Annotated in this window: 10 protein-coding genes; 3 read left to right on the plus strand and 7 right to left on the minus strand. The window is 67.6% G+C overall.

The window, feature by feature from the left end:
• Positions 1-392 precede the first annotated feature (392 nt).
• Both P3W75_RS30370 and P3W75_RS30375 read left to right on the plus strand, forming a co-directional pair.
• The gene (locus P3W75_RS30370) at positions 393-2,516 is read left to right on the plus strand and encodes a TonB-dependent receptor family protein (RefSeq protein ID WP_276231033.1); all 2,124 of its coding nucleotides are present in this window, start codon (positions 393-395) and stop codon (positions 2,514-2,516) included.
• 85 nt (positions 2,517-2,601) lie between these two features.
• Positions 2,602-3,483, plus strand: a complete 882-nt coding sequence (locus P3W75_RS30375; RefSeq protein WP_276231034.1) for a helix-turn-helix domain-containing protein — start codon at positions 2,602-2,604, stop codon at positions 3,481-3,483.
• 678 nt (positions 3,484-4,161) lie between these two features.
• On the opposite strand, the gene P3W75_RS30380 is transcribed toward P3W75_RS30375, so the two are convergent.
• The 6 genes from P3W75_RS30380 to P3W75_RS30405 form a co-directional block, all read right to left on the minus strand.
• The gene (locus tag P3W75_RS30380) at positions 4,162-5,457 is read right to left on the minus strand and encodes an NAD(P)/FAD-dependent oxidoreductase (RefSeq protein WP_276231035.1); all 1,296 of its coding nucleotides are present in this window, start codon (positions 5,455-5,457) and stop codon (positions 4,162-4,164) included.
• A gap of 14 nt (positions 5,458-5,471) precedes the next feature.
• Positions 5,472-6,557, minus strand: a complete 1,086-nt coding sequence (locus P3W75_RS30385; protein WP_276231036.1) for a polyamine ABC transporter substrate-binding protein — start codon at positions 6,555-6,557, stop codon at positions 5,472-5,474.
• Between the two features lie 46 nt (positions 6,558-6,603).
• Positions 6,604-7,962: a glutamine synthetase family protein gene (locus P3W75_RS30390; RefSeq protein WP_276231037.1), complete on the minus strand. Its 1,359-nt coding sequence runs from the start codon at positions 7,960-7,962 to the stop codon at positions 6,604-6,606.
• A gap of 158 nt (positions 7,963-8,120) precedes the next feature.
• Positions 8,121-8,678, minus strand: a complete 558-nt coding sequence (locus tag P3W75_RS30395) for a putative glycolipid-binding domain-containing protein (protein ID WP_276231038.1) — start codon at positions 8,676-8,678, stop codon at positions 8,121-8,123.
• Positions 8,675-9,037: an MmcQ/YjbR family DNA-binding protein gene (locus tag P3W75_RS30400; RefSeq protein WP_276231039.1), complete on the minus strand. Its 363-nt coding sequence runs from the start codon at positions 9,035-9,037 to the stop codon at positions 8,675-8,677. Before P3W75_RS30400 ends, P3W75_RS30395 begins: the two co-directional genes overlap by 4 nt.
• A gap of 13 nt (positions 9,038-9,050) precedes the next feature.
• Entirely contained in the window at positions 9,051-9,329 is a 279-nt protein-coding gene (locus P3W75_RS30405) for a peptidylprolyl isomerase (protein WP_276231040.1), read from the minus strand.
• A gap of 188 nt (positions 9,330-9,517) precedes the next feature.
• Here P3W75_RS30405 and P3W75_RS30410 point away from each other — a divergent pair, with 188 nt between their 5' ends.
• Entirely contained in the window at positions 9,518-10,729 is a 1,212-nt protein-coding gene (locus P3W75_RS30410) for a PilT/PilU family type 4a pilus ATPase (protein ID WP_276231041.1), read from the plus strand.
• Between the two features lie 360 nt (positions 10,730-11,089).
• On the opposite strand, the gene lpdA is transcribed toward P3W75_RS30410, so the two are convergent.
• Positions 11,090-12,496, minus strand: coding sequence for a dihydrolipoyl dehydrogenase (lpdA, locus tag P3W75_RS30415; RefSeq protein ID WP_276231042.1), 1,407 nt, complete (start codon positions 12,494-12,496; stop codon positions 11,090-11,092).
• Between the last annotated feature and the right edge of the window lies 1 nt (position 12,497).

The following is a 12,497-nucleotide window of genomic DNA, read 5'->3' on the forward strand; positions in this document are numbered from 1 at the left end:
TTCAAGCGCGGGCAGCCTTCTGCAAGGGGGTAGAAGGGAGTGGACGGGCGCTCGGTCGAGCGCAACGGGAGCGGTTGCACAAGGCATGCCGTCGCCAAAGGCCGTTGCAGAGGGGGTTTGCGGCGAAATCGCGCTGCTGGGTGGGCAGTTTGTCGATTCGCTGTTGATCGCTGAGCAGCGCGGACGGGCGCGTGCCGCCGCCGGCGCGCCGGCGGGTTGTGAAGTCAGCAACAGCTGGCCAACAAATGTTCCTGCGAGTACAGCTGGTTTTCGATCAACCTATTGATTCATATGAAAATAATCATTGGCATGGATTCTGCGACGGCCGCCGCCGAGCACGACTATGCGCATAGAGGCTCATCCATTCACCGGAGGACCCAAGGAGCCTTGACGTGCATTCGAAGAAAAGCAGAACCCGATCCCTTTCCGGCGGCCTGGGTGGCCGCCTGCTGACCCTGGGCGCCGGCCTGTGCCTGGCCGGCGGCCCGCTGTGGGCGGCGCAGCCCGAGGACGAGGCGGGCGATACCCGCCTGGCCACCGTGGTGGTCGAGGGCGCCACGCGCAGCGCGGCGCAGAAGGCCGAGGAGCAACTGAAGAAAGTCCCCGGCGCCGCCGTGGTGGTGGACAACAAGGAGGTGGAGAAGGGCCGCGCGACCAACGCCGAGGACGTCTTCGCGCTGCAGCCGGGCATCTTCGCCCAGGCCACCAGCGGCAGCGGGGCGAACAAGATTTCCATCCGTGGCTCGGGGCTGAACAGCTTCTACCAGGGCTACGCGCTGGGCATCAAATACCTGTTCGACGGCCTGCCCATCACCGGCCCGGGCGGCACCCAGGAAGACTACCTGAGCATGAACGGCATCGATCACACTGAAGTGCTCTACGGTGCCAACGCCTTCAACTACGCGGCCACCACCCTGGGCGGGGCGATCAACTTCGTCACCCACAGCGGCTACACCGCGCCGGGCAACTACGTGCGCCTCGAAGGCGGCAGCTTCGGCTATCGCAAGCAGCAGCTGAGCACCGGCGGCGTGGTGGACGGCACCGACTACTACGTGTCGATCTTCAACAACGAGCGCGACGGCTACCAGCACAACACGCCGAACAAGGGCCAGGAGCTGGTGGCCAACCTCGGCCAGCGCTTCAACGACAAGCTCGATACCCGGCTGATCGTGCGCTACCGCGAGGAGACCCTGACCCAGGGCAACACCCTGACTCGCGAGCAGATCAAGCACGACTCCGACTCCAACAAGGTGCCCACCGGGCGCAAGAAGGACGGCTCGACCTGGGTCGGCAGCACCACCACCTACCGCTTCGACGACGACTCGCGGCTGCAGCTGGGCCTGAGCGTCAACGACTACCCGCTGCTCAACGGCTGGCGCTACTCCACCACGCCGCAGGACTGGCGCTCCACCGACACCAACCTGACCTTGCGTTACCTGCGCGAGCAGGACCGCCTGTTCGGCCTGCCCAGCGACACCACCCTGACCTTCAGCAGCACCCGCTCGCAGCTGGCCGACGTGAAGTCGCACAGCCGCGCCACTGGCAAGTTGCTGCAGCAGACCGACTACAGCGGCTCGCGCGACACCGTGTTCGCCCTGGGCAACGAGCTGCAGCTGGACCCGCGCCTGTGGCTGGTCAGCGGGCTGTCGGCGATCAACATCGACCGCGACGTGCGCATCGAGTACACCACCGGCACCAACACCAGCGAGTTCCCCGACTCGGTCAGCTACAACAAGTGGTACGCGGCGCCGCGCATCGGCCTGCGCTACCAGCTGACCCCCGACGTACAGCTGTTCGGCAACGCCAGCCGCTCCATCGACCCGCCGGTGACCTGGCAACTGGGCAGCACCAGCGTGCCCTACATCCGCCCGGTGACGCCGCAGAAGGCCGACACCCTGGAGGTGGGCATCCGTGGCAGCGTCGGCGTGGTGGACGGCAGCCTGACCCTGTACCGCTCCTGGGTGAAGGACGAGCTGCTCTCGGTAGTGGTGCGCCAGGCCACGTCCACCTCGGACGCGCTGGTGGCCAACTCCAACGCCAGCCCGACCATCCACCAGGGCATCGAGGCCGGGCTGGGCATCCAGCTCTGGGAGGGCGCCAGCGGCGACCGCCTGAGCCTGCGCCAGGCCTGGACGCTGAACGACTTCCACTACCGCGGCGACAGCACCTTCGGCGACAACGAGCTGCCCAGCCTGCCGCGCCAGGTGTACCAGGCGCAGCTGAACTACCAGCGCCACGATGGTTACTACGCCGAGCTCAACGCGCGGGCGGCCTCCAGCTACTACGTGGACTACGCCAACACCCTGGGCGCGCCGTCGTACACGCTGTGGGGCGCCAAGCTCGGCTACCAGGCGCCGGGCCAGCGCTGGGAAGTGTTCCTCGACCTGCGCAACCTGACCAACGAGCACTACGCCACCGCCGCCAACACCGCCTACGACGCCAAGGGCAAGGACTCGGCGAACTTCTATCCGGGCGACCCGTTCAACGTCACCGCCGGTCTGGCATTCCGCTTCTGACGGGCCCGCTGGCAGGTTTCCCGGCTTGCACCGGGCGCCTGGCGGTTGATAGCCTTCCGGGCCTGTAGAACCTGCGGGCCCGGGTATGGTGATCAGGGTTGTCGAAGCACAAGAAATAGACCAGCAGCGCATTGCCATTCCCGGTTGGGAGCAGCAGTACACGCAGATGTCCGCCGGGCGCTTCGCCGGGCGCATCCTGCATGCCGAAGTCGAAGGTATCGAAGTCTACGAAGAGCAGATGAACCTGCGCGTGGAGCAGGAGTTCCACGCGCCGCCCGGCGCCCTGGTGTTCAGCTTCGACATGACGGAAAACACCCTCTACCTGCTCGACGGCGATACCCGCAACGCCTGGGTGACGCCGGAGAACTACCGCGAGGTGGCGGTGGTGATCAAGCAGGCCGCGCAGTGGGGCCAGGCCCTCGACGGCTTCAACGACCTGGTGCTGACGCCGCTGCGTTCGGACCACTGCCTGTCGGTCGCCGCCTCGCTCAGCCACATGCTCAGCGGCGCATCCGCCGACCAGCGCGGCATGGACGCCCCCGGCGTCGCCCAGACCATCGTTTCCGACTGCTTCTCGCTGCTCTGCGAGGCGCCGCTGGGCGATGGCCGCCAGGCGCGCTCCATCGTCCAGGCCAAGCGCGTGGTGCAGCGGGTCAAGGAAGTGGTGAACGACTGCCCCGACGAGCTGTTCGGCATGGCCGAGCTGGCCGCCAGAGCCGGCGTCTCTCCGCGCAGCCTGCAGCAGTCGTTCCTGCGCTACGCCGGCATCCCGCCCATCGTCTGGCTGCGCAACCGCCGCCTGAACGCCGCCCGCCGCGACCTGCTGGCCGCCGCCGAAACCGGCATGAGCGTGGCCGAGGTGGCCATGAAGTGGTCGTTCTGGCACCTGGGCCGCTTTTCCCAGTCCTACCACGCGCTGTTCGGCGAATACCCGAAGATCACCGCGCGCCAGGGCGGCCGCCCCTAAGGGCGCTCCCGCGACGGTGCGTAGGGCGAATAACGCCCCGCGTTATCCGCCGCCGGGCCTTGCACGAAGGTGTCCAGCCGAACCGTGCGGCGGGGCGATGGCCCAGTGCAGCGGCGGATAACCGCGAACGGTTATACGCCCTACGCTCCCTGGAAACCCTGCGGCTGTGCAGCCCGTAGGGCGAATAACGCTCCGCGTTATCCGCCGTCGGGTCTCGATCGAAGGTGTCCAGCCGAACTGTGCGGCGGGGCGATGGCCGGGCGCAGCGGCGGATAACCGCGAACGGATATGCGCCCTACGCTCCCTGGAAAACCCTGCGGCTGTGCATCCCGTAGGGCGAATAACGCCCCGCGTTATCCGCCGCCGGGTCTTGCACGACGGTGTCTCGCCGAACCGTGCGGCGGGGCGATGGCCGGGTGCAGCGGCGGATAACCGCGAACGGTTATGCGCCCTACGCTCCCTGGAAACCCTGCGGCTGTGCATCCCGTAGGGCGAATAACGCTCCGCGTTATCCGCCGCCGGGCCTTGCACGAAGGTGTCCAGTCGGACCGTGTGGCGGGGCGAGGACCGGGTGCAGCGGCGGATAACCGCGAACGGATATGCGCCCTGAAGTCCCTGCGCCGTGCGGGCAAAAAAAGCCCCCGGTGGGGGCTCGAAAGGCGCGAGTGCCGTTATCCCTTAGCCCAGCAGCTCGCGAATCCGGTACCAGGCCATACCCAGCGCCAGCAGCGGCGAGCGCAGCAGCTTGCCGCCGGGGAAGGTCAGGTGCGGTACGGCGCTGAACAGGTCCAGCCCCTTGCTCTGCCCCTGGTCGATGGCTTCGGCCAGCAGCCGCGCGGACCAGTGCGTGACGTTCAGCCCGTGGCCGGAATAGCCCTGGGCGAAATACACGTTCGGGTGCGCCTTGAGCCGCCCGACCTGCGGGAAGCGGTTGGCGGTGATGCCGATCATGCCGCCCCACTGGTAGTCCAGGCGCACGCCTTCCAGCTGCGGGAACACCTTGAGCACCTTCGGCCGCATGTAGGCGCCGATGTCCTTGGGGTCGCGCCCGGAGTAGTGGCAGGCGCCGCCGAACAGCAGCCGGCGGTCGGCGGTCAGGCGGTAGTAGTCCAGGCCCACCTTCTGGTCGCACAGCGCCATGTTCTGCGGGATCAGCTGCGCCGCCAGCGACTCCGGCAGCGGCTCGGTGGCCACCACGTAGCTGCCCGCCGGCAGCACCTTGCCGGTGAGGCGTGGCTCCAGTTCATCGAGGTGCGCGTTGCAGCCGAGCACCAGGTTCTTCGCGAACACCCGGCCTTGCGCGCAGTGCACCACCGGCGTGGCGCCATGCTCGATGCGCAGCACCGGGCTCTGTTCGAACAGCTGTGCGCCCAGGGCGGCGGCGGCCCGGGCTTCGCCCTTGACCAGGTCGAGCGGGTGCAGGTGCCCCGAGCCCATGTCGACCAGGCCGCCGGCGTAACAATCGCTCGCCACCACCTCATGGATGCGCTCGGGCGGCACCAGGCGCGACTCGTGCGGGTAGCCCTGGGCTGTCAGGTGCGCATGCTCCTCGACCAGCCCGGCGTACTGCGCCGGGGTGTTGGCCAGCTCGCAGAAGCCCCAGCGCAGGTCGCAGTCGATGTTCAACTGGCGGACCCGCTCGGCGACCAGGGTCACCGATTCGGTTCCGGCCTGTTCGAGGTAGCGCACCCCGTCCTCGCCGACGTACTTGGCGAAGCCGCTGACGTCGTGGCCGATGCCACGGATCAGCTGCCCGCCGTTGCGCCCGCTGGCGCCCCAGCCGATGCGCCGGGCTTCCAGCAACACCACGGAGTGGCCGCGCTGGGCCAGCTCCAGGGCCGCGTTGACGCCGGTGAAGCCGCCGCCGATGACGCAGACGTCCGCGCGGACGTCCCCCGCGAGGGAAGGGTAGCGCTGCGGGTCCCGGGCGGTGGCGGCGTAGTAGGACGCGGCGTGCTCAGCGGTGTGCTTCATGGGTCGCTCTCGATTCATTGGTTGAACTTGATCTTGCTCCAGCTGCGGGTCATCAGGCGCATGATCTTGGGCGGCGGCGCCTTGGCGATGTACAGCTTGTCGAGCACCTGCTGGCTCGGGTAGACCTCGGGGTTGTTCTGCATCTCGGCGGGCAGCAGCGTCTTGGCGTCAGCGTTGGCGCTGGGGTAGCCGACGTACTCGCTGATGCCGGCGATCACCTTCGGGTCGAGGATGTAGTTGATGAAGGCCAGGGCCTGCTCGGGGTGCGAGGCGTCCGAGGGAATGGCCATCAGGTCGAACCACAGGTTCGCGCCTTCCTTGGGAATGGCGTAGGCGATCTCGATGCCGTTCTTCGCTTCCTTGGCCCGCGCGGCGGCCTGGAACACGTCGCCGGAGTAGCCGAAGGCCACGCAGATGTTGCCGTTGGCCAGGTCCGAGATGTACTTCGAGGAGTGGAAGTAGGTGACGTAGGGCCGCACCGCCATCAGCTTGGCCTCGGCCTTCGGGTAGTCGTCCGGGTTGGTGCTGTTGGGGTCCAGACCAAGGTAGTTGAGCACCGAGGGGATCATCTCGTCGGGCGAGTCCATGAAGGCCACCCCGCAGGCGCTGAGCTTCTTGATGTTCTCCGGCTCGAACAGCACCGACCACGAATCGATGTGGTCGACGCCCAGCACTTCCTTGACCTTGGCGACGTTGTAGCCGATGCCGTTGGTACCCCACAGGTAGGGCACCGAGTGCTTGTTGCCCGGGTCGTTCTGCTCCAGCAGCTTGAGCAGGGTCGGGTCCAGGTGCTGCCAGTTCGGCAGCTTGCTGCGGTCCAGTTCGAGGAACACCCCGGCCTGCACCTGGCGGGTCAGGAAGTGGTTGGAGGGCACCACCACGTCGTAGCCGGAACGGCCGGCCAGCAGCTTGCCTTCGAGGGTCTCGTTGGAGTCGAAGACGTCGTACACGGGCTTGATGCCGGTGCTCTTCTGGAAACCGGCGAGGGTGTCCGGGGCGATGTAGTCGGTCCAGTTGTAGACGCTGACGGTCGCTTCAGCGTGGGCGGCCTGGGCCAGTCCGGCCAGGGCGAGGGGTGCAAGGTAGCGCAGCAGTCGCATGTCGACTCCCGTAATTGTTCTTGTTGAATGGCGCGTTGGTGGCGGGTCAGACGCTCAGCAGGAGGAATTCACGCTCCCAGGAGCTGATCACCCGCTTGAAGTTCTCGTGCTCGGTGCGCTTCACGGCGACGTAGCCCAGCACGAACTTGTGGCCCAGGTACTGCTTGAGCACTTCGCACTCTTCCATCTGCGCCAGGGCGTCCTCGATGGTGATCGGCAGGCGCAGGTTGCGCCGCTCGTAGGCGCGGCCCTGCACCGGGGCGCTGGGGTTGACCTTCTCGACCATGCCCAGGTAGCCGCACAGCAGGCTCGCGGCCAGCGCCAGGTAGGGGTTGGCGTCGGCGCCGGGCAGGCGGTTCTCCACGCGCATCGCGGCCGGCGGGGCGGCGGGCACGCGCAGGCCCACGGTACGGTTTTCCTCGCCCCACTCGACGTTCACCGGCGCCGAGGTGTCGGGCAGGAAGCGGCGGAACGAGTTCACGTTCGGCGCGAACATCGGCAGCACCTTGGGGATGTACTTCTGCAGGCCGCCGATGAAGTGCAGGAACAGCTCGCTCATGGAGCCGTCGGCGTTGGCGAAGATGTTCTTGCCGGTGGCGATGTCCAGCACGCTCTGGTGGATGTGCATGGCGCTGCCGGGCTCATCGGTGATCGGCTTGGCCATGAAGGTGGCGCTCACGTCGTGCTTGAGCGCGGCTTCGCGCATGGTGCGCTTGAACACGGTGATCTGGTCGGCGAGGCTCAGCGCGTCGCCGTGACGGAAGTTGATCTCCATCTGCGCCGGGCCGTCTTCGTGGATCAGCGTGTCGAGGTCCAGGCCCTGCAGCTCGCACCAGTCGTAGACGTCTTCGAACAGCGGGTCGAATTCGTTGGCGGCGTCGATGGAGAAGCTCTGGCGGCCGCTTTCCGGGCGCCCGGAACGGCCCACCGGGGCTTCCAGGGGGAAGTCCGGGTCGCTGCTGCGCTTGGTCAGGTAGAACTCCATCTCCGGCGCCACGACCGGGCTCCAGCCCTTGGCGGCGTAGAGGTCCAGCACGCGCTTGAGGACGTTGCGCGGTGACAGCTCGATGGGGTTGCCGTACTTGTCGAAGGTGTCGTGGATGACCATCGCGGTCGGCTCCAGCGCCCAGGGCACCAGGTAGATCGCGTTCGGGTCGGGACGGCAGACCATGTCGATGTCGGCTTCGTCCAGCAGGTCGTAATAGATGTCGTCATCGACGAAGTCGCCGGTGACCGTCTGTAGCAGGACGCTTTCCGGGAGCCGCATCCCGCCTTCGCCGAGGAACTTGTTGGTGGGGGAAATCTTGCCGCGGGCGATGCCGGTCAGGTCGCTGACCACGCACTCGACTTCGGTGATTTTCTGTTGTTTCAGCCGTTGCTCCAGTTGCTCGGCGGGGGTGCTCATACAAGCCTCGGAAGGTTCATGGGTTCGAAGTGGGAACGCGCCTGTAGCTGCTGCTGCCAGGCTGCGGCGCTAGTGTCGTCCGCGAGGGCGGGGGCGTTCTATCCACTTTCCGCACGCATGAGCGCACGCCGGGGAATCGCTGTTCGAGGAGGGGGCGATCAGACCCGGCGGAACAGCGTCGGGTAGTCCAGCACCAGGCCGTGCTCGTCGACTTCCAGCAGCGCCTGGAAGTCGCTGCCATCGAGGTTGCGGTACAGGTAGTGGCGGGTGTCCTGGCGGCTGTAGCCCTGGCGCATGGCGCGTGGCCGCAAGTGCGGGGCTTCGATATAGACCACGTGCAGTTCCGCCGACTGGCCGTCGGCCAGGCCCAGGCGGCGGATCGGGAAGGTGTTGGTGAAGGGGCTGGGCCAGATGTCGATGTCCAGGCAGCCGTCCAGCTCCGCCAGCGGGCTGCCGTCGCCCAGGCGCCAGTGGCCCTGGCCGTCGGCCAGCAGGTGCAGGCGGCGTTGCAGGCGTTCGCCTTCCACCAGCAGCTCGGCCTCGCGCAGGCGCCAGTCGGCGTCCCATTCCAGGCGGTATTCCAGTTGGTAGGGCGGCTGGCCGTCGGCGGCGGCCACGCGCAGCTGGCTGTCGGCGCGTCCGGCGTCCAGCTGCAGGCGCTCCCAACTGGCCGGCGGCGCCTGCCACAGGCCTTCCCAGGTCAGCTGGCGGCTCATGCCGGGTCCAGCAGCAGGCCCAGACGCAGGCGCTTGGGCAGGCGCGCGACCACCAGCTGGTGCGAACGGGTCAGGGCTTCGCGCAGTTCCTCGGCTCCCATCGGGTAGGGGCGCTGCATGGCGACCCAGTGGGCGCGCGCCAGGTAGGGCGCGGGGCGGATGCCGGGGCGGTCGACGTAGCCAAGGAACAGCTCGGCGCCGACCTTGAAGGCCAGGCCGCCACGGCCTTCGTCGAGGAAGTCGAGGATGGCGAACATCTTGTTGCCGGCCACCGAGAACACCCGGTTGCTGCCCCACTTGAGGTCTTCGCGGGCGCCGGGCAGCTGCAGGCAGAAGCGGGCGATCTGGTCGGGCGTCATGCTCTCTCCGGGATCAGTCGCGGAAATACACCTGCACCAGATGGTAGCCGAACTGGCTTTTCACCGGGCCGTGCACGACGTTCAGCGGCTTCTTGAACACCACCGCGTCGATGCTGCGCACCAGCTGGCCGGGACGGATTTCGCCGAGGTCGCCGCCGCGCTTGGCCGAGGCGCAGGTGGAGTGCTTCTTCGCCAGGGCGGCGAAGTCCTCGCCCTTGGCCAGGCGCTGCTTGAGCTGCTCGGCCTCGGCGGCGGTCTTGACCAGGATGTGGCGGGCCATGGCGACGGGCATGGGGAATACTCTTCTGACGGAAAGGGCTGATTGTACCCCCAGCCGTTCGGTCAGGTCGCAGTGACGCACGTCGCATTTTCCCGGGGCTGGCATTGTGCCGGCCGGGTGCCCTCCCTAGAGTCTGAGGGATATTCCTACAAGTCGCCGCAGTCTCGCGGCGCCACTCCTTGCGTGCGGATGCAGTTCAGATGGATATCCAAGCGATGCTACGGGTCCTGGCCAGCCAGGACGGTTCCGACCTTTACCTGTCCACCGGCGCGCCGCCCTGCGCCAAGTTCAACGGCGTGCTCAAGCCGCTGTCCAACGAACCGCTGAAGGCCGGCGACGTGGCGCGCGTCGCCGACGCCATGATGGACGACGAGCAGAAGGCCGAGTTCGAGCGGGAACTGGAGATGAACCTGGCGATCTCGCTGCAGGGCGTCGGGCGCTTCCGCGTCAACATCTTCAAGCAGCGCAACGAGGTGTCCATCGTCGCGCGCAACATCAAGCTGGACATCCCGCTGTTCGACGACCTGAAGCTGCCCGAAGTGCTGCTCAAGGTGGTGATGGAGAAGCGTGGCCTGGTGCTCTTCGTCGGCGGCACCGGCTCGGGCAAGTCGACCTCCCTGGCGGCGCTGATCGACCACCGCAACCGCAATAGCGGCGGGCACATCATCACCATCGAAGACCCCATCGAGTACGTGCACCGGCACCGCAAGTCGATCATCAACCAGCGCGAAGTGGGCGTGGACACCCGCAGCTTCCACGCTGCGCTGAAGAACACCCTGCGCCAGGCGCCGGACGTGATCCTGATCGGCGAGATCCGCGACCGCGAGACCATGGAGCATGCCCTGGCCTTCGCCGACACCGGCCACCTGGCGATCTCCACCCTGCACGCGAACAACGCCAACCAGGCGCTGGACCGGATCATCAACTTCTTCCCCGAGGAACGCCGGCCGCAGCTGCTCAACGACCTGGGCAACAACCTCAAGGCCTTCGTCTCGCAGCGCCTGGTGCGCACCCAGGACGGCAAGCGCCGCGCCGCGGTGGAGGTGCTGCTGGGCACCGCGACCATCAGCGACATCATCAAGCGCGGCGACTTCAGCACCATCAAGGAGATCATGGACAAGTCCCGGGCGCTGGGCATGCAGACCTTCGACCAGGCGCTGTTCGACCTGGCGGTGGAGGGGGCGATCAGCGAGGAAGAGGCGGTGAAGAACGCCGACTCGGCGAACAACCTGCGGTTGAAGCTCAAGCTCTACAAGGACAACCCGGCCGTGGCCATGAGCCAGGCCGCCAAGGCCCAGCCGGCGCCGCCACCGCCCGCGCCCACGGCGCCGGTCGAGGCCTCCAGCTGGGGCCTGGAGCTGGCCCTGGAAGAGATCAAGGCCGAGGACGAGGACGACAAGAAGGGCGGTTGAGCCCGCCCTGGCACAGGCAATCCGAACGGCCGTATGCCCTCCACCGCCGGAAGGCCTGGCGTAGGGCGAATAACCGTTCGCGGTTATCCGCCGTTTGACCGTGGCCCCCGGCGAGCTGCGCATTCGACCTCGCTGCACCTGCTGGAGGGCGCTTCGTTCCCCACCGCGAAGCCGGGCATGCGGCCGGGTGTGTCGGCGTACAACCGCGAACGGTTGTACGCCCTACGTTGCTGGGGGTAGCCCGAGGCGGCGGTATTGCCAGTTGACACCAGGCTTCACCGTGGCACGGACTAGCCCCTCTCCCTGAAGGGAGAGGGGGCCGTTCGGAGTTTGCTGGGGGAGTGAAGTTATCCTGTGGATTCAGATGTGCAACGCGTGCCCCAGCGCGCGCAGGGCGGCTTCCTGGATGGCTTCGCCGAGGGTCGGGTGGGCGTGGATGGTGCCGGCGATGTCTTCCAGGCGCGCGCCCATTTCGATGGACTGGACGAAGGCCGTCGACAGTTCCGAGACTGCCTTGCCCACCGCCTGCCAGCCGAGGATCACGTGGTTGTCGGCGCGCGCCACCACGCGGACGAAGCCGTCGTGGGCTTCCAGGGTCATGGCGCGGCCGTTGGCGGCGAACGGGAAGTTCGCCATCACTACCTCGTGGCCGGCGGCTTTCGCCTGTTCCGGGTTCAAGCCGACCACCACCACTTCCGGGTCGGTGAAGCACACCGCCGGGATGGCCGTGGGGGCGAAGGCGCGGCGCTTGCCGGCGATCAGTTCGGCGACCATCTCGCCCTGGGCCATGGCCCGGTGCGCCAGCATGGGTTCGCCAGCGAGGTCGCCGATGGCCCAGACGTCGCGCATCGAGGTGCGGCACTGCTCGTCGACCTTCAGCGCGCGGCCGTCCATGTCCAGGTGCAGGCTTTCCAGGTTCCAGCCGTCGGTGTTGGGCTTGCGACCCACCGCCACCAGCACCTGGTCGGCCTCGATCACCCGTTGCGAGCCTTCGCCGTCACGCAGGCGCAGGCCCTTGCCGTCGGGCTCCAGGCCCATGACGCTGTGGCCCAGGTAGAGCTCCACGCCGAGCTTGCGCAGGGCGACGGCCACCGGCTTGGTCAGTTCCTCGTCGTAGCTCGGGAGGATGCGCGGCTGCGCTTCCACCACCGTGACCTCGACGCCCAGCTTGCGGTAGGCGGTGCCCAGTTCCAGGCCGATGTAGCCGCCGCCGACCACCACCAGACGCTTGGGCAGGGCCTTGGGCGCCAGGGCTTCGGTGGAGGAGATGACCTTGCCGCCCAGCGGCAGGAAGGGCAGTTCCACCGAGCGCGAACCGGCCGCCAGCAGCAGGTGCTCGGCGTGCACGCGCTGGGTGCCGCCGTCGGCCAGGGCGACTTCGACGGTCTTGCCGTCGACGATCTGCGCCCAGCCGTGCAGCACGCCGACGCCGTGCTTCTTCAGCAGCGCGGCGACGCCTGTGGTCAGGCGGTCGACGATGCCGTCCTTCCATTCCACGGTGCGCTGGATGTCGATACTCGGCGCCTGCACGCTGATGCCCAGCGGCGACTTGCCGGCGAACTCGCGGGCCTTGAGGTATTCCTCGGCGGCGTGGATCAGCGCCTTGGAGGGGATGCAGCCGACGTTCAGGCAGGTGCCGCCGAGGGCCGCGCCTTCCACCAGAATGGTGCGGATGCCGAGTTGCCCGGCGCGGATCGCGGCGACGTAGCCGCCGGGGCCGCCGCCGACGATCAGCAGGGTGGTTTGCAGGGTCTGGTCGTGTTTCACG

It is taken from the genome of Pseudomonas citronellolis, from assembly GCF_029335315.1.
Lineage (GTDB): Bacteria > Pseudomonadota > Gammaproteobacteria > Pseudomonadales > Pseudomonadaceae > Pseudomonas > Pseudomonas citronellolis_A.